This window comes from Kitasatospora sp. NPDC036755 (assembly GCF_040636595.1).
Lineage (GTDB): Bacteria > Actinomycetota > Actinomycetes > Streptomycetales > Streptomycetaceae > Kitasatospora.
In genome coordinates this window covers 1-17,280 of record NZ_JBEZUT010000183.1, presented here as the reverse complement: position 1 = coordinate 17,280, position 17,280 = coordinate 1, and the positions used below count along the sequence as shown (strand labels likewise).

The 17,280-nt window shown below is 74.9% G+C and carries 7 protein-coding genes; all 7 read right to left on the bottom strand.

What is annotated here, in order from left to right:
• Nucleotides 1–136: 136 nt before the first annotated feature.
• The gene (locus AB0E96_RS25115) at nucleotides 137–3,262 is read right to left on the bottom strand and encodes an amino acid adenylation domain-containing protein (protein ID WP_359827524.1); all 3,126 of its coding nucleotides are present in this window, start codon (nucleotides 3,260–3,262) and stop codon (nucleotides 137–139) included.
• The gene (locus AB0E96_RS25110) at nucleotides 3,259–8,871 is read right to left on the bottom strand and encodes an amino acid adenylation domain-containing protein (protein WP_359827523.1); all 5,613 of its coding nucleotides are present in this window, start codon (nucleotides 8,869–8,871) and stop codon (nucleotides 3,259–3,261) included. Before AB0E96_RS25110 ends, AB0E96_RS25115 begins: the two co-directional genes overlap by 4 nt.
• A gap of 55 nt (nucleotides 8,872–8,926) precedes the next feature.
• Nucleotides 8,927–11,989 carry an amino acid adenylation domain-containing protein gene (locus AB0E96_RS25105; protein WP_359827521.1) on the bottom strand — a complete coding sequence of 1,021 codons (3,063 nt, stop codon included), beginning with the start codon at nucleotides 11,987–11,989 and terminating at the stop codon, nucleotides 8,927–8,929.
• A gap of 376 nt (nucleotides 11,990–12,365) precedes the next feature.
• The gene (locus tag AB0E96_RS25100) at nucleotides 12,366–14,282 is read right to left on the bottom strand and encodes a cellulase family glycosylhydrolase (RefSeq protein WP_359827520.1); all 1,917 of its coding nucleotides are present in this window, start codon (nucleotides 14,280–14,282) and stop codon (nucleotides 12,366–12,368) included.
• Nucleotides 14,283–14,504: 222 nt separating this feature from the next.
• On the bottom strand, nucleotides 14,505–15,167 hold the full coding sequence (locus tag AB0E96_RS25095) for a methionine ABC transporter permease (RefSeq protein WP_359827518.1): 663 nt from the start codon (nucleotides 15,165–15,167) through the stop codon (nucleotides 14,505–14,507).
• Nucleotides 15,164–16,204 carry an ATP-binding cassette domain-containing protein gene (locus AB0E96_RS25090; protein WP_359827517.1) on the bottom strand — a complete coding sequence of 347 codons (1,041 nt, stop codon included), beginning with the start codon at nucleotides 16,202–16,204 and terminating at the stop codon, nucleotides 15,164–15,166. Before AB0E96_RS25090 ends, AB0E96_RS25095 begins: the two co-directional genes overlap by 4 nt.
• 3 nt (nucleotides 16,205–16,207) lie before the next feature.
• Complete coding sequence (locus tag AB0E96_RS25085; RefSeq protein WP_359827516.1) at nucleotides 16,208–17,092, bottom strand: MetQ/NlpA family ABC transporter substrate-binding protein; 885 nt, start codon at nucleotides 17,090–17,092, stop codon at nucleotides 16,208–16,210.
• Nucleotides 17,093–17,280: the final 188 nt, after the last annotated feature.

Below are 17,280 nucleotides of genomic sequence, written 5' to 3'. Positions count from 1 at the left end.
GAACCCGGACACCCTGCAGAGGTCGGTCAACGGGGTCACCCGGGCGCACAATGGTGTGGAGATCGATACTCCGTACTTCGACGACAACGTCATGGTCCGCGACACGCGGACGCCGGGCCCCGGACCGTTCGGCCGCTCAGCCGGTGAGGCGCCCCGCCGCCTCCTCCTCGGTGAGCGCGTCGATCTCGGCGATCAGCAGCGCCTCGATCCGTGCCGCGAGGGCCGCCGGTGTGCTGCTCTCGAAGACGTCGCGGATGGGGACGTCCAGGCCGATCCCGGCGCGGATCCGCGCGGCGACCCGGGTGACCAGCAGGGAGTCCCCGCCCAGCGCCAGGAAGTCGTCGAACACCCCGACCTTCGGCACTCCGAGGACCTCCTGCCACAGCTCGGTGACCAGCTGCTCGGCATCGGTGCGCGGCGCGACGTACTCCGCCCCGGTGGCCGTCCCGGGGTCGGGCAGGGCCGCGAGGTCGGGCTTGCCGTTCGGGGTCAGCGGCAGCCGGGCCAGGGTGAGCACGGTGTCCGGGACCATGTACGAGGGCAGCCGCAGCGCGAGGTGCTCGCGCAGCTCGGCCGGCCCGGGCTCGGCGCCCGGGGCCGGGACGGCGTAGGCCACCAGCCGCCGGCCGTCGCGGACCAGGACGGCGGCCTGCGACACGGCCGGGTGCGCGGTCAGCGCCGACTCGATCTCCGCGGGCTCGATGCGGTAGCCGCGCAGCTTCACCTGGGCGTCGCCGCGCCCCAGGAACTCCAGCCGGCCGTCCGCCCGCCACCGGGCCCGGTCCCCGGTGCGGTACATCACGCCGCCGGCGAAGGGGTCGGGCAGGAAGGCGGCGGCGGTCAGGTCGGGTCGGCCCAGGTAGCCGCGGGCCAGGCCGCTGCCGCCGATGTACAGCTCGCCCTCGGACCCCCGGGGCAGCGGGCCGCCGCGCTCGTCCAGCACGTGGAGCCTGACCCCGGGCAGCGGGCGGCCCAGCGAGGGCCGGCGTTCGGCGTCCTCGGCGGTCAGCTCGGCCGCCGTGGCGATCACGGTGGCCTCGGTGGGGCCGTAGGTGTTGACCAGCCGGACGGTGTCCGCGTGCCGCCGGCGCCAGCGGGCGACGGTGTCGGCCCGGGCCTCGGAGCCGCCGACGATCACCAGCCGCAGCGCGTCCGGCCAGCGGGTCTGTTCGCCGAGGCCGACGAGCTCCTCCCAGTAGGCCGTCGGCAGGTCGAGCACGGTGACGGTCCGTCCGGAGGGGCCGTCCAGCAGGTCGGGCAGGGTCCGGCCGCCGCCGGGCAGCAGCACGACGCACGCCCCGGTCGCCAGCGCCGGCCAGAGCTCCTCCACGTGGGTGTCGAAGCCGAGGGAGGCGAACTGGACGATCCGGTCGGCGGGGCCCAGCGCGTAGCCGTCGGGGCCCGCCATCCAGTCGACCCGGGCGGACACCGCCGCGTGGTCGACGGCGACGGCCTTCGGCGTCCCGGTGGAGCCGGAGGTGTAGAGGACGTAGGCCAGGCCCTCCCGGTCCACCGGGGCGGGCTCGGCGGCCACCGTCCCCGGCAGGTCCGTGCCGGTGAGGGTGAGGACGGCGTCGGCCTCGCGGACCATCAGGGCCCGCCGGTCCTCGGGGTGGGCCGGGTCGAGCGGGAGGTAGGCGGCGCCGGCCTTCCAGACCGCCGCCAGGGCGACGACCAGGTCGAAGGAGGGCGCCATCGACACCGCGACCACCCGGCCGGCCACCGGTCCGAGCCGGTGCGCCAGTTCGGTGGAGCGCCGGTCGAGTTCGGCGTAGGAGAGGGTCCGGCCGTCGCACTCCAGGGCCGGCGCGTCCGGCCGCGCGGCGGCCTGCTCCGCGAACCGCTCCAGCACCGTGCGCACGGTGGCGGGCGCGGCCGGGCCCGTCCCCAGGGCGAGCAGTGCCTCCCGTTCCCGCGATCCCACGAACCAGTCGCCGTACAGGGGCAGTTCCGGGTCCTCGACGATCCGCGCGTACAGCTCGCGGAGGCGGCCGCCGAGCGCCTCGACGGTCTCCCGGTCGAAGAGCTCGCGGTCGTAGCTGAAGGACAGCGTGAGGCCGCCGTCGGCGGTGCGCCAGCTGTCGAGCAGCAGGTCGGTCTTGGCCTGTTCGAAGCCGGAGTCCATGCTCGTCGTGCGCACGCCCGCGGGCAGCGCGGGCCCGCCGGAGCCGTCCGCGAGTTCGTTCTGGCTCTGGTGGACGAAGACGGCCTGGTAGAGCGGCCCGGCTCCGGTGTCCGCGGGCAGGCCGAGGTGGGCGGCGAGCCGCTCGGCGGGGGCGTCGGGGCGGCTCAGCGCGGCGAGCGCGGCGGACCTGGTGCGCTTCAGCACCTCGCGGAAGCCCGGCTCCCCGGTGAGGTCGGACCGGATCACCGCGGTGCGGTTGAAGTAGCCGAGCAGCGCCTCGTGCGCCTTCTCGGTGCGGCCCGCGAGCGGGGTGCCGACCACGAAGTCCGGGCAGCCGGTCCAGCGGGCGAGCACGCACTGGTAGCCGGCGAGCAGCACCATGAACGGGGTGCAGCGCTCCTGCCGGGCCAGCCGGTCGAGGGCGGCGGTCGGCCCGGGGCCGAGGTCGACGCTGACGAATCCGGCGGGTCTGGTGGGGTTCGCCGGCCTCGGCCGGTCGAGGGGTAGGCGCAGCACGCCGGTGCCGGCGAGCCGCTCGGCCCAGAACCGGAACGCCTCCTCGCCCGCCTCCCCGCCCGTCCTGGCCTGTTCGGCGCGGGCGAAGTCCCCGTACTGGAGCGGGAGTTCCGGCAGCTCGGCGGGGGCCTCGCCGATCGCCTCGCGGTACAGGGCGAGCAGCTCGCGCCACATCGTGCGGAAGGACCAGCCGTCGGCCACGATGTGGTGGACGACGACGCTGACCGCGTGCTCCCGCTCCCCCGCGCTGATCAGGGTCGCGCGCAGCGGCGGCGCGGCGGCGAGGTCGAAGGGCGCGTTGACGTACGGGCGGCAGGCCTCGGTGAAGTCCGCCTCGGTGGCGCCCTCGGGCAGCCGGAGCGTGACCAGGTCGATCCCGGCGGGGGGCTGGACGCGTTGGACGGGCTCCGCCGCGTCGGGGCCGTCGACGACGAAGCGGGTGCGGAGGATCTCGTGCCGGGCGGCCAGGGCGCCGAGGGCGGTGCGCAGGGCCTCCGGGTCGATCGGGCCGGTCCAGCGCCGGTTGAGGTACATGTTGAAACCGGCGTCGTCCGGGTGGAGCTGCTGGAGGAACCAGAGCCGGCGCTGTTCGGTGGTCAGGGGGTGGGTGGCGGTGGTCACCGGACGGTCACCTCGGTCTCGGAGCGGTGCGGAAGGTCGGAGCGGTACGGGCGGGCGGCCTCAGTGGCCCCGGCGGCGGCTTCGGCGACGGCGGCCTCGGCGGCGGCTTCGGCGACGGCGGTGGCTTCGGTCACGGCGGTGACGGCCGCCCGGTCCTGGAGGGTCTTGAGGCCGACCAGGTCGTCGGGTTCGGCGTCGGGCACGTCCCGGTCGAAGTAGCGCAGCACCGGGACGGCCAGGCAGACCAGCGCGAGCGCGGCCATGGCGAGGCCGAACAGCAGGTAGAGCAGTCCGATGCCGCGCCCGTCGCCGGTGCCGATGAGCCGGCCCAGGGTGGAGGCGAGGGCGCCGTCACGGTCCATCAGCGGCTGGAGGAGCCCGGGCCCGAACGGGGCGACCACGGCGAACCCGACCGGCAGGGTGGACCAGGCGACCATGGTGTTGACCGCGATCACCCGTCCGTGGAAGCGCAGCGGCACCTTGGTCTGCACGATGGTCGCGTAGGCGCCGTTGAGCAGGGAGAGCGCGAAGGTCATGCCGAAGGCCCCGAGGGCGACCGTCCAGGTCGACGGGCGCAGCCCGGTGAGCAGGCAGGCCGCGGCGACCGCGAGGGTCGAGAGCAGGACCCCGCGCAGCTTCTGCCGTCGCGGTCCGCCCCAGACGACCAGGGTGATCCCGCCGAGCACGGCGCCGAGGCCGGCCGCGGTGGAGACCCAGCCGGCCGCGGAGAGCGGGGCGAAGGAGAGCACCAGCGGGGTGGTGAGCAGGAACAGCGGGGAGAGGAAGACGTTCAGGACGGCGAAGTACAGCAGCATCGCCCGGAAGTGGCTGCTGCCGAGGGCCCGTCGGAAGCCTTCGCGGATCTCGGCGGAGATGCTCTCCCGCCGGGTGGCGCCCATCACGTCCGGGAACCGTACGGCCAGGGTGACGCCGATGGCGACGGCGTAGCCGGCCACGTCGAGGGCGAGGATGCCGCCGAGCCCGATCGCGGCGAGCAGGCCGACGGCGAACAGCGGGACGAGGAACTGGGCGAGGCCGAAGGCCATCTGGACCACGCCGTTGGCGCGGCCGAGGTAGCGCTTGGGGACGAGCTGCGGGACGGACGCGTTCCAGGCGAGCCGTTGGAAGGAGAGGGCGGCGGACAGTACGGCGACGAGCGCGTAGGCGTGCCAGACCTCCAGGCCGCCGGTGGCGTACAGCACGAGCAGTAGGGCCTGGGTGGCGCCGGCGGCGAGGTCGCCGAGGAGCATGGTGCGGCGCCGGTCCCCCCGGTCGACGATGGCGCCGGCGATCGGGGCGGCGAGGATGCCGGGCACCAGGCCGCAGGCGGCCAGCAGTCCGAACTGGGCGAGCGAGCCGGTGCGCAGGTAGATCCAGACCGGGAGGGCGAACTCGGTGAGCGCCGATCCGATCATCGACACCTGCTGCCCGGAGGCGACGGTGAGGAACCGGCGCATGGTGGGGCGGACGGGTGCCCGCGCGTCGTCCGCGGCCGGCCGTTCGGCGTCGCGGGAGAGCCCGGCCAGCCACCAGGTCGCGCCGTCCGTCCGGCGGTGGCGGTCCTCCCGCCCCGCGGCGATCGACCGGTGGACGCCGGTGACGATGTCCGCGAGTTCGGCGGCCCGGTACTTGAGGTAGAAGTGGCCGGCCTCGTCGAGGACCACCACGGCGGTGGTGTCGGCGATCCGGTGCCACTCGCGGAAGCGCTCCTGGTAGAACTCGGTGGCCGGGTCGCGGTCGCCGCAGACGGCGATCACGGGCGCCTTGATCCGTCCGCCCTCGGTCCCGAACATCCGGGTGAAGTACCGTTCGACGTCCTTGGTGCCGGTGCGGCGGTTGCGGACGATCAGCCGCAGCTGCTCCGGGTCCAGGTCGTCGGTGTCCATCCCGGCGGCGGCCAGCCCGTTGATCATGTCCTGGTCGCTGCGCATCCGGTCGAGGAGCTGGGCCCACCGCTCGCCGACGGCCGCGCCGCGCCCCTTGGGCCGGGCGAAGGGGAAGATGCCGCCGAGGTGGACGGCGTCGATCTCCCGGCCGGCGGCCTCGACCCGGCGGGCGATCTCGACGGCCAGGCGCACGCCGACCCCGCAGTGCCCGTACAGGACGATCCGGCCCTCGACGTTCTCGACGATCTCGCGGGCGCAGCGGTCGGCGACCTCGTCGACGTCCATCGGCTCCTCGCCGAGTTCGTGTCCGGGGACGGCGATGGAGTGCAGCGCCCAGTCCTCGGGCAGGGCGTCGGCGAGCGGCTTGTAGATCAGCGCGCTGCCGCCGCCGTAGGGCGCGCAGACCACGCTGGCGGTGGTGCGGCGGCGTTCGGGGGTGAGCCGGTGCAGCAGTCCGCGCGGCCCCCGGTCGGCGCCCGGGTCGGTGACGAGGGCGGCGAGCGCGCGGACGGTCGGGAAGCGGAAGAGGTCCATCACGCCGACCGGGGTCGGCAGGTCGGGGAAGGCGCGGCGCAGCCGGGCGACGACCTGGGTGGCGAGCAGCGAGTGCCCGCCGATCTCGAAGAAGTCGTCCAGGGCGCCGACCTGGGCGGTGTCGAGCACCTCGGCCCAGATCTCGGCGATCAGGGTCTCGGTCCCGCCCTCGGGTTCGACGTGTCCGGCGGCCTGGGCGGCGTCCTCGGGTTCGGGCAGCGCCTTGCGGTCGATCTTCCCGTGGGCGAGCAGCGGCAGGCGTTCCAGGACGACGAAGCGGGCGGGGACCATGTAGTCCGGCAGGACGGCGCCGAGCGCGGTCCGCAGGTCGGCCGCGGCGGGGGCGCCGGCGGGGTCGGGGTGTTCGAGGTAGGCGACGAGGTTCTGCCGGATCCCCTCGCCGCGGACGGTCACGTGGGCCTGGGTGACGCCGGGCAGGGCGGTGAGCGCGGCCTCGATCTCGCCGGGTTCGACCCGGTAGCCGCGGACCTTGATCTGGTCGTCGGCGCGGCCCAGGTACTCCAGCACGCCGTCCGCGCGCCGGCGGGCGAGGTCGCCGGTGCGGTACATCCGGCCGCCGGCGAACGGGTCCTCGACGAAGCGTTCGGCCGTCAGGTCGGGGCGGCCCAGGTAGCCGCGGGCCAGCCGTTCCCCGCCGAGGTAGAGCTCGCCGGTCACGCCGGGCGGCACCGGGCGGCGGGCCGCGTCCAGCACGTAGCAGCGCGCACCGGCGAGCGGGGTGCCGATCGGAGTGCTGCCCGGGCCGTGCTCCCCGGGGAGGACCTCGTGGACGGTGACGCCGACCGTCGCCTCGGTCGGGCCGTAGTGGTTGAACACGGCGCAGTCGCCCCGGCCGGCCAGGTCGGCGGCCCAGGCCCAGGAGGAGGCCTCGCCCCCGAGCACCAGGGCCCGGCGCGGCAGCAGGCGCTCGACGGGGGCGTCGGCGGACAGCGCGGCCAGGTGGGAGGGCGTCATCTTGAGGTAGTCGAGGGCGGAGGCCTCGATGTGGTCGGCGAGTTCGGCGCCGGCGATGCGGCGCGGCAGCAGGTGCACGCTGCCGCCGGTGGTGAGCGCCAGGTACAGCATGGTGATGCTGAAGTCGAAGGACAGGGACTGCAGCAGTCCGTAGCGGGCACCGGGTTCGATCCGCAGCCGGTCCCGCACGCCGGTGAGGTAGTTGAGGATCTCGCGGTGCTGGACGGCGACGCCCTTGGGCTGCCCGGTCGAGCCGGAGGTGTAGATGACGTAGGCGAGGTCGTCCGGTCCGGAGGTCTCGGCGAGCGGTCCGTCCTGTGCTTCGTCCCGCGGGCCGTCCGGCCGGTCCACGAGCAGTTCGGTGCCCGCGTACGAGGGGAAGCGGTCCCGCAGCCGCGCGTCCGTCACCAGCACGCGCGCGTCGGCGTCGGCCACCAGGTGGGAGAGGCGCGCGGGTGGCTGCTCCGGGTCGAGCGGCAGGTAGCAGCCGCCCGCCTTCAGCACCGCGACCAGGGCGACGGCCAGTTCCGGGGACTGCTCCAGGCAGACCGCGACCCGGTCGTCCCGGCCGACGCCCAGGGCCTTCAGCCGCCGGGCCAACGCGGTCGCCCGCGCGTCGAGTTCGCGGTGGGTGACGGTGGCGTCCTCGAAGACCAGCGCGGGGCGGTCGCCCGCCTGCCGGGCCGCCGCCGAGAGCAGTGCGGTCAGCGTTCCCGGTCCGTCCGCGGGGAGTTCGGGGCCGGCCGCCCACCGTTCGACCAGGTCGCGGTGTTCGGCGGCGGTGGACACCGGCAGGGTGTCGACGGGGCGGTCCGGGTCGGCCGTCGCCGCCGTCATCAGCACCTCGAAGCGCTCGACGAGCCGTCGCACCGTGTCGGCGTCGAAGAGGTCGGTGCGGTAGGTGATCAGGCCGAAGAGCCCGCCGTCCTTCTTCTCCCGCAGGTAGAGGGCGAGGTCGGAGTGGCTGGTGGTGGCCGCGTGCCCGAATCCCTCGGCGGGGGCGGCGGGTGCGGCGGCGGCCGCGCGGTCGCCGTAGTTCTGGTAGGCGAAGGTCACCTGGAACACGGCGGAGCGGCTGACGTCCCGTTCGATGTCCAGGTCGGCGACCATCTGCTCGAAGGGCACCTCCTGGTGGGTGTAGGCGTTGAGCGTGGTCTCCCGCACCCGGCCGACGAGCCCGCCGAAGGTGAGCCCGTCCGTCGGCCGGGCTCGGATCGGCAGCATGTTGACGAAGGCGCCGACCACGCCTTCCAGTTCCCGGTGCAGCCGGCCGGCCACCGCGGAGCCGACCGCGAAGTCCTGTCGGCCGGTGTGCCGGCCGAGCAGCACCTGGAGCCCGGCCATCAGCACCATGTACGTCGAGGCCCCGTGGGCGCGGGCGCACTCGGCGACGGCGCCGGCGAGCTCCGGGCTCCAGTGCAGTTCCACGGCCGCGCCGCCGTAGGTCATCAGCGGTGGGCGGGGGCGGTCGGCGGGCAGTTCCAGGGCGGGGACGTCGGCGAGTTCGGTGCGCCAGTAGTCGCGGGAGGCGGCCAGGGCGCCGCTGTCCAGCCGGTCCCGCTGCCAGCGCGCGTAGTCCCCGAACTGTACGGGCAGGGGCGGGAGTTCGTTCTCGGCGCCGTGGGCGAACCGCTCGTAGAGCAGGTCCAGTTCCCGGTTGAGGATGTCGATCGACCAGCCGTCGCCGACGATGTGGTGCATGACCAGGGCGAGGACGTGGTCCTCGTCGGCGAGCCGGACGAGCAGGGCGCGCAGCAGCGGTCCGGCCGCGAGGTCGAAGGGCGTGGCGGTCAGTGCCCCGATCTCGTCCGCGGCTCTTCGGCCGGGGTCGGGGTCGGGCGAGGCGTCCACGAAGGCGGCGGCGAAGGGGCCCGGGGCGGCGACCAGGACCTCGGCCCGGCCGTCCTCGCTGACCGGGAAGGTCATCCGCAGGCCCTCGTGCCGCGCCACCAGGGCGGTCAGGGCGGCGTCCAGCGCCGCGCGGTCCAGCGGCCCGCGCAGCCGCCGGGCCGGGGCGAGGGTGTACGCCGTCCCGCCGGGTGTGAACTGGTCCATGAACCAGAGCCGTTCCTGTCCACTGGACAGGGGTGGCGCGCTGCCCTCGGGGCGGGGTTCGACCGCCCGCACCGGGGCCGTGGCGCCGCGCAGGCGCTGGGCGAGGAGGGATCTCTTGGTGGCGGACCAGCCGGCGGGCAGGTCCTGGGTGTCGGTCATCGGCAGTCCGTTCGGGCGTGGAGCGGGGAGGGCGCGCTGGGGCGGTCGGCGGCGGTCAACGCGACTCTCGGACGACGGCGGCCAGGGCGGCCGGGGTGGAGGCGTCGAAGAACAGGTCGAAGGCGAGCTCGACCCCGTGGGCGGCGCGGATCCGGGCGGTGATCTGCATGATCGTCAGCGAGTGCCCGCCGAGGTCGAAGAGGTCGTCGTCGGGGCCGAGGCCGGAGGTGCCCAGCACCTCCTCCCAGATCGCCAGGATGCTCGCGGTGAGCTCGTCGGCCTGCTCGCCGCCGGCCGGTTCGGCGGCGGTGCTCGACGGGAGGGGCGGCGGGGCGGGCAGCGCGCGCCGGTCGAGCTTGCCGCTCGGGGTGAGCGGCAGCCGGTCGAGGGCCACGAACTGCCGGGGCACCATGACGGCGGGCAGGGTGCGCAGCAGGTGGTCGCGCAGGTCCGCGTCGGTCAGCGGCGCGCTGCCGGGGGTGGGCACCCGGTAGCCGACCAGCGCGGGCGCCCCGTCGGCCTGTTCGCGCACGGCGACGGCCGCGGCGGTGACGGCGGGGTGGTCGAGCAGCGCGGCCTCGATCTCGCCGAGTTCGATCCGGTGGCCGCGGATCTTCACCTGGTCGTCGATCCGGCCGTGGAACTCCAGTTCGCCGTCCTGCGTCCAGGCCGCGAGGTCGCCGGTGCGGTACATCCGGCCGCCGGTGAACGGGTCATCGAGGAAACGTTCCTGCGTGAGTTCGGGCCGCCCCCGGTAGCCCTCCGCCAGGCCGTCGCCGCCCAGGTGGAGCTCCCCGGGGACGCCGACCGGCTGCGGCCGGCCGTCGGCGTCCAGCACGTACGCCCGGGTGTTGGCGACCGGACGGCCGATCACCACGGCGTCCGCACCGGCGGGGACGTCGGCCCAGGTGGCGTAGATCGTCGCCTCGGTCGGGCCGTACCCGTTGACCAGCCGGTCGAGGGAGCCGCGCAGTTCCCGGGCCAGCGGCAGCGGCAGCGCCTCCCCGCCGACGATCCCGGTCAGCCCGGCCGGCAGCGGCCCGGCGCCGAGCAGCACCCGCCAGCCCGAGGGGGTCGCCTGCAGGTGGGTGACGCCCTCGCGCCGGATCAGCCCGACCGTGCCCGGCGCGTCCAGGGCGGCGCCGTCCGGCGCGAGGACCAGCCGGCCGCCGGTGGTCAGCGGCAGCAGGATCTCCAGCCCGGAGATGTCGAAGGAGAGCGAGGTCAGGCCGAGCCAGACGTCCTGCGGCCCGGAGCCGAGCAGCCGGGCGCACGCGGTCAGGAGGTTCACCAGGGCCCGGTGCCCGATCTCCACCCCCTTGGGGCGCCCGGTCGAGCCGGAGGTGTACAGCACGTAGGCGAGGGTGCCGGGCGCGGCCGCCGCCTCCCCGGCGGGGCCCGGTTCGGCCCGGCCCTCACCGAGCCGGAGTACGGCCGGTGCCGCCGCCACCACGTCGGGCGCGGGCTCCCGGTCGGCGACCAGCAGGGCCGCGCCCGAGTCGGCGAGCAGGAAGGCGAGCCGCTCGGCGGGGTGGCCGGGGTCGAGCGGCAGGTAGCCGGCCCCGGCGGCGTGCACCGCGAGCAGGACGGCGGGCAGGTCGGCGGAGCGCTCCAGGTGCAGGGCGACGACGTCGCCGGGGCGGACCCCGGCCCCGCGCAGGACGGCGGCCAGTTCGTCGGTCCGCTCCACGAGCGCGCGGTAGGTCAGCCGCTCGGCGCCCGCGCTGACGGCGACGGCGTCCGGCGCCTCGGCGGCCCGCTCCCGCACCAGGTCCAGGGCGGTGCGATGGTGCGGGTAGGCGGAGGCGGTGGCGTTCCACTCCTCGGTCACCAGGTGCCGCTCGGCCTCGCCGAGGAGCTCCAGGGTGCCCAGCGGGGCCTCGGGCTCGGCCGTCGCGGCCGCCAGCAGGGCCGCGTAGTGCCCGGCGACGCGCTCCGCGGCCTCCGGCGCCAGGACCGCCGGGGCGTACTGGAGCGAGAAGGCGATCCCCTCGGCGGTGTCGACGGCCTGGAGGTGCAGCGTGTTGCGGGCGGCGCCGTTGAACACCGCGCGGTCCACCCGGGCGGTGCTGCCCGGGAACACCGGGTCGGCGGAGCGGCCGCGCCGGTAGCCGAACGACACGGGGGCCAGCCCGGCGCGCGGCGTCAGACCGCCGACCGCCTCGCCGAAGGGCACCGCGCGGAACGGGTACCCGCCCCGGGCCTCGGCGCGCACGGCCCGGGCGTACGCGGCGAAGGGCGTCCCGGCGTCCGCGCCGGCCGGGGCGTGCACCGGCAGCTCGTTGACGAACAGCCCGATCTCCCCGGCCTGTTCGGGCGTCCGGACGGACAGCGGCACGGAGACCGCGGGCGCCTCGGAGCCGTAGCGCAGCAGCAGTCCGTGCAGGGCGGCGAGCAGGAACTCGAAGACGGTGACGCCGCAGCGCTCCGCCGCGGCGGCCAGCGCCGCCCGCCCCGGCGCATCCGTCCGCCACCCGACCGAGGCGCCGGACGCCGGGGCCGTGACGGCCCGCGGCAGCCCGGGCAGGACGGGATCGGTCGCCGCGGCCCAGCGCGGGCCGTACCGGTCCGCCGCGCGGCGCACCAGCCCGGGGTCGGGCGGGGCCATGGGCGCGGGCGGGATCCGCCCGGGCGCCGGGGCGGCCCCGTCCAGGGCGTGCGCGTAGGCCGCGGCGAGCTCGGCCACCAGGACGTCCTTCGACTCCCCGTCGAACACCGCGTGGTGCACGACGACCAGCAGGGCCGCCGTGTCGCCGGGGCCCCGGTAGAGGGTGAACCGCGCCAACGGCCCGTGCCGCAGGTCGAACGGGCGGGCGGTGTCCTCGGCCAGCCGCTTCTCCCGGCTCCGCGCGCAGTCCCCGGCGGCGTCGACCACGTCGAGGACGGGAGCGGTGCCGGCCTCCGGCACCAGAGTGCCGTCGCGTTCCACGAACACCTGGGACAGCGCGGGGTGACGCTCCGTCACCACGGCGACGGCCCGCGCGAGGGCCGCGGCGTCGACCCGGTCGAAGGAGACCAGGACGGGCATGTGGAACACCCCGTGCGCCTGGCCGAGGCGCTCGGTGATCCAGACGCCCCGCTGGGAGGGCGAGGCCTGCGGGGGGAGGGTGTGCGGCATGGGCGGCTCGATTCGGCAGTCGGTGAATGGTGCGTTCCCCGTGCCCGGGCGCCGGCGTGGCCGGCACCGCGGATTCTCTGGCGGCGCGGCCGACGGGCCGCTGCGGCCTCGACCCTCCCGGCCCGCAGTTCCCCCCTGCGGACGACCGGATCGGCGCCGGCCCCCTCCCCCGAGGAGAGACCGATCTTGGTCCAGACCTGCCGAGAGGTTGGCAGAGAAGCCCAGTGCCGTCAAGGGTCGTCCCGACCTCCGGAAAACACGTCATGCACGCGTCCAACCTGCGGGAACGTGGCCTCACCGACGAACTTCTGATCGTTCGTCATCGTCACACCGGGCCGCCCGGGTGGCACCCCCGCCAGACCCGGGGTCCCCGGGGTCAGCCGAGCGGGCGGCAGAGCAGGGCGGCCGGGGCGCCGTACTGCAGGCGCTGCCAGGTGGAGGCGACGCCCGCCAGGTACTCGCCGTCCGCGCACTGGCCCTTGTAGCGGCCCGGAGCCCAGTCGCTCGCCACCGAGCCGCCGGCGGCGGGCCGGTTGTCGCCCCGGTCGAACCAGAGGGTGCGGCCGGTGCGCGGCAGCGGGGCGGCCGCGGGGGCGCACAGCAGGGCGGCCATGCCCTTGTCGCGCACGCCGTAGCCGACCGCGAAGGCGCCGTCGGGGCACTGGAGCTTGTCGTAGCCGGACGCCCAGTCGCCCCCGGTGACGTAGCGCTCGTCGGTGACGGTGGTCCAGTCGCCGCCGCCGACGGCCGGCTCGCCCGCGTCCGTGCACAGGGCCCGGCTGTCGCCGCGGGCGAGGGCGGTCAGGCGCTGGCCGTCCGGACAGTCGCCCTTGCGGTTGCCGGGGCTCCAGTCCGCGCGGGCGAGCATCCGCCGGGAGAGGTTCTGATCGGCGTGGTCGAGGGCCAGCACGTTCCAGTGGTCCACCGCGGGCACCGGGCCGCTCGCGGCCGGTGCGCCGACCAGCCGGTTCCAGTCGGCGGCCCGCCAGTCCCCGGGGTCGGTCAGGCCGGTGCGGGTGCCGTCCGGGCCGTAGGAGAGCAGCGCCCAGCCGTCCAGCGGCCGGCCCGCGGCGTCGGCCCAGCCGACCAGCGGCCAGAAGGCGAAGTCGGTGTCGTCGCGGACCAGGATGTCGGTGAAGGAGTGCAGCCAGGCCTGCTCCTTCGCGTCGGTCGAGCCACGCCCGTTCGCGCCGAACTCGCTGATCCACACCGGGGCGGTGAAGTGCTGGCCGGCGCCGGTGACGAACAGCGCCTCGTCGTCCACCGCCCGGGCGAGCTGCTCGGGGGTGAGGTCCTGGTAGCGCGGGTCACTGGTGGAGCCCGGGCCGCTGCCCGCGCCGGTGTTGGCCGGGCCGGTGTAGCCGTAGAAGTGCGCGGAGTAGACGAGCTTGCCGGAGTCGATCAGGGTGTGGGACAGGGTGCGGACCGGGGTGAGCATCGGGCGGCCGTGGCTGAACCCCGCGGCGGGGACGCCGTACCAGTTGATGCCCTCCATGACGACCAGCAGGTCCGGGTCGGCCTGGAGGATGCGGTTGCCGGCCTCCTCGAACGCGGCGTACTCGTCGTGGGCGTCGCCCAGGCCCCAGTTGGGGTCGTCCCAGACGTCCCGGCGGACCTCGTTGCGCAGGTCGACGCCGACCACCCGCTTGTCGGCCTTGTAGCGGTTCACCATGAACAGCCAGTCGTCCTCCCACTGCGCCGTCGACTGGCCGCTGTTCCAGCGCTCGTTGCCGTCGAGGCCGCAGCAGAAGCGGTAGCTCGTGGTGTGGTTGTTGAGGACCACCGCGAAGCCGTCGGCGGTGAGCGCGGCCACCACGGCGTCGAAGACCTGGAGCGGGGTCCGGCCGCGCAGCTGGGGGTTGGCGGCGACGGCGGAGTCCGGGACGGGCGTGGTGTCGTGGATCATCGCGTTGGCGAACGGCAGCCGGACGCTGTTGATGCCCAGGCCTCGGAAGTCGGCCAGCAGCCGGGCCACCGGCACCCGGTCCAGGCCCAGCGGGATGTTGTGGGACACCTGGCCGGCCTGGTTGTTCGCCGGGTCGTCGGTGCTGCCGCTGCCCTGCCAGGTGCCCTGCGCCCCGGCCCAGTTGGCGGACTTCAGCTTGAAGCGCTCCCCCCTGGCGTCCACGACGTAGCGGCCGCGGGTGCTCAGCGGGCCGGTCCAGGACGCGGCCGCGGGGGCCCGGGTCCCGTCCTCGGGCGCCGCGACCCCGGGCCCCGCCGCCAGGCCGGCGAGCACCGGCAGGGCCGCGGCCAGGGCGAGCAGTCGCGCCGCAAGACTCTTCATCGTCATCCCCGCTGTGGTGAGGTGGCTCGGGCCCGGCATCCGGCGCACCCGGCGCCTTCGGCGAAAACCGACGATATGACGGAACCCCGGGCCCGGGAAGGGCTCGGGGGCGTCTTGCCGGTCGTTCCCGGGTGGAGGTCAGCGGGCCCGCCGCAGTGCCCGGCGCACCCGGGCCCGGTGCCCGCCCCCGCGAGCGCGGGGCCGGTCAGGCCCCGGCCTCCTGACGGGTCACCGGCGCAGGACCTTGCGGGCGAGCAGGTTGCCGGCCAGCTGGGCCAGCTGCACCAGGGCGACGAGGATCGCGACGGTGACGACCATCACCGAGGTGTCGAAGCGCTGGTAGCCGTAGGTCATCGCCAGGTTGCCGACCCCGCCGCCGCCGACCATCCCGGCGACGGCGGAGAAGTCGATCAGGGCCACCAGGACGAAGGTCAGCCCGAGGACCAGCGGACCGAGCGCCTCGGGGACGAGGACGGTGAGCAGCACCCGCAGCGGACCGGCCCCCATGGCCCGGGCGGCCTCGATCACGCCCGGGTCGACGGAGACCAGGTTGGACTCCACGATCCGGGCCACGCCGAAGGTCGCCACCACGACCATCGGGAAGACCGCGGCGTCCGTGCCGATCATCGTGCCGGTCACCGCCCGGGTGAGCGGCGCGAGCGCGATGATCGCGATGATGAACGGCACCGGGCGCACCAGGTTGATCAGCAGGTTGAGCACCGCGAACACGGGCCGGTTCTGCAGCAGGTTCCCCTTGCGGGTGGCGTAGAGCAGCAGGCCCAGGGCGAGCCCCAGCACGGAGGAGAGCAGCAGGGTGACCAGCACCATGTAGACGGTCTCGCCGGTGGCGTCGACGAGCTTGGGCCGGAACAGCTCCCAGTCGACCTTCATGCCGCCACCGCCTTGCGGGCGTCCGCCGCGGACGTGAGGCCGACGACCTGCGGGTCCGCCAGGAACGCGGCCACCTCGGCCTCCGTGCCGTGCAGTTCGAGCGTCACGCTGCCCAGGGGCCGCCGGCCGACCTCGCTGATCCCGCCGGAGACGAGGGAGAAGTCCAGGCCGTGCCGGCGCAGCAGGCCGGACAGCTCCCGCCCGAGGTCGCCGTCGTGCCGGAACGGGACGGTCACCAGCGCCCCCGGATGCCGCTCGCGCAGCCGTTCCAGCGCCTCGCCGGCGGGCCGTTCGGGCAGGACCGAGCGGACGAAGGCGGCGGTGGTGGGGTGCCGGGGGTTCGCGAAGACCTCGTAGACGTCGCCGGTCTCCACCACCCGGCCGCCGTCCATCACGGCGACGCGGTCGCAGATCCGGCGGATGACGTCCATCTCGTGGGTGATCAGCACGATGGTGATGCCCAGTTCCTCGTTGACCCGCTTCAGCAGGGCCAGCACCTCGCCGGTGGTCTCCGGGTCGAGTGCCGAGGTGGCCTCGTCGCTGAGCAGGACCTTCGGCGAGGCGGCCAACGCCCGGGCGATGCCGACGCGTTGGCGCTGTCCACCGGAGAGCTGCTCGGGGTGGCGGCGGGCGAGGCCGGCCAGGCCGACGAAGCGCAGCGCCTGCTCGGCGCGCTCCCGCACCTCGGCCCGCGGCAGTCCGGCGAGCTTCAGCGGGTAGGCCGTGTTGCCGTACACCGTCCGGGAGTCGAACAGGTTGAACTGCTGGAACACCATGCCGATCCCGCGCCGGTGCTCGCGCAGTCGGCGTTCGCTCAGGCCGGACAGCTCCTGGCCGTCCACCAGGACGCTGCCCGAGGTGGGACGCTCCAGCTGGTTGATCAGCCGCAGCAGGGTGCTCTTGCCCGCGCCGCTGTGGCCGATGACGCCGAACACGCTCCCGCGCGGGATGGTGAGGGAGACGTCGTCGACGGCGGTGAAGGGGGCGGACTTCCCGCTTCCGGGGAAGGTCTTGGAGAGGTTGCGGAGCTCGATCACGGATCAGCCCGCCTTCGCGGCCTTCGCCAGGCCGGCGAGCTCGGCCTGCAGCGCTTCCGGGTCGAGGTCGCTCAGCACCTTGGCGCCCTTGGACTCCTCGGCGGCGGCCTTCTGCACCTCGGGCGAGTGGTAGAGCTCGACGATCCTGCGGTAGGTCGGGTTGTCCTTGTCCTTCGCCCGGGCCGCGATGACGTTGATGTACGGGCGGGTGGACGGGTTGTTCGGGTCGTCGTGGAAGATCGAGCCGGTCGGGTCGATCCCGGCCTGGCCGGCCACCCCGTTGTTGATGACCGCGCCGTCGGTGTCCTCCAGGGCACGCGGGGTCTGCTGCGCGTCGATCGGGGTGATCCTCAGGTGCTTGGGGTTGTCGGTGATCTCCTCGGGCGTGCTCTGGAGGCCCGATCCGTCCTTGAGCCTGATCAGTTGGGCCTGCTCCAGGACGCGCAGCGCCCGGCCCTGGTTGGTCGGGTCGTTGGGGATCGCGATCTGCCCCTTGTCGGGGAGTTCTCCGACGGACTTGTACTTCTTGGAGAACAGGCCGAGCGGGGCGACGGCGGTGGCGCCGATGGGCACGATGTCGGTGTGGTTGGCGGCGTTGAACTGGCTGAGGAACGCCAGGTGCTGGAAGGCGTTGAGGTCGATGTCCCCGGCCGCCAGGGCCTTGTTGGGCAGCGAGTAGTCGTCGAAGGTGACCAGCTCGACATCGAGGCCTTCGGCCTTGGCCTTGCGGGCCAGGACGTCCCAGTCGGAGCTGCTGCCGGAGATTCCGATCCGGATCCGGCCGCCCGCTCCGTGGGAGCCCTTGTCCTCGCAGGCGGTGAGGGTGGCGATCGCGAGGAGACCGGCGATGGCGGTGGCCGCGTACCGGCGCTTGTTGGTGCTCAGCATGCTGGCAACCGTAGGTCAGATTCCTCGATGACCTTGGTTTTGAAGGCCACTGTTCATGAAGGTGCAATACCTCGCAACAGAACGCCTCACACCCACCGGGTGGAGCCGACAGGCCGGCGGCGAAGGGACGGCGCGCGCCCGGAACTCCGGGCGCGCGCCCCGCGGGGGGCCGGTGCAAAGCCAGATGG

Bases quoted from the DNA above. Each gene is read 5' to 3' on its own strand.
- AB0E96_RS25110 (WP_359827523.1), bottom strand. From the start codon at position 8,871: ATGACCGACACCCAGGACCTGCCCGCCGGCTGGTCCGCCACCAAGAGA.
- AB0E96_RS25105 (WP_359827521.1), bottom strand. From the start codon at position 11,989: ATGCCGCACACCCTCCCCCCGCAGGCCTCGCCCTCCCAGCGGGGCGTC.
- AB0E96_RS25100 (WP_359827520.1), bottom strand. From the start codon at position 14,282: ATGACGATGAAGAGTCTTGCGGCGCGACTGCTCGCCCTGGCCGCGGCC.
- AB0E96_RS25095 (WP_359827518.1), bottom strand. From the start codon at position 15,167: ATGAAGGTCGACTGGGAGCTGTTCCGGCCCAAGCTCGTCGACGCCACC.
- AB0E96_RS25085 (WP_359827516.1), bottom strand. From the start codon at position 17,092: ATGCTGAGCACCAACAAGCGCCGGTACGCGGCCACCGCCATCGCCGGT.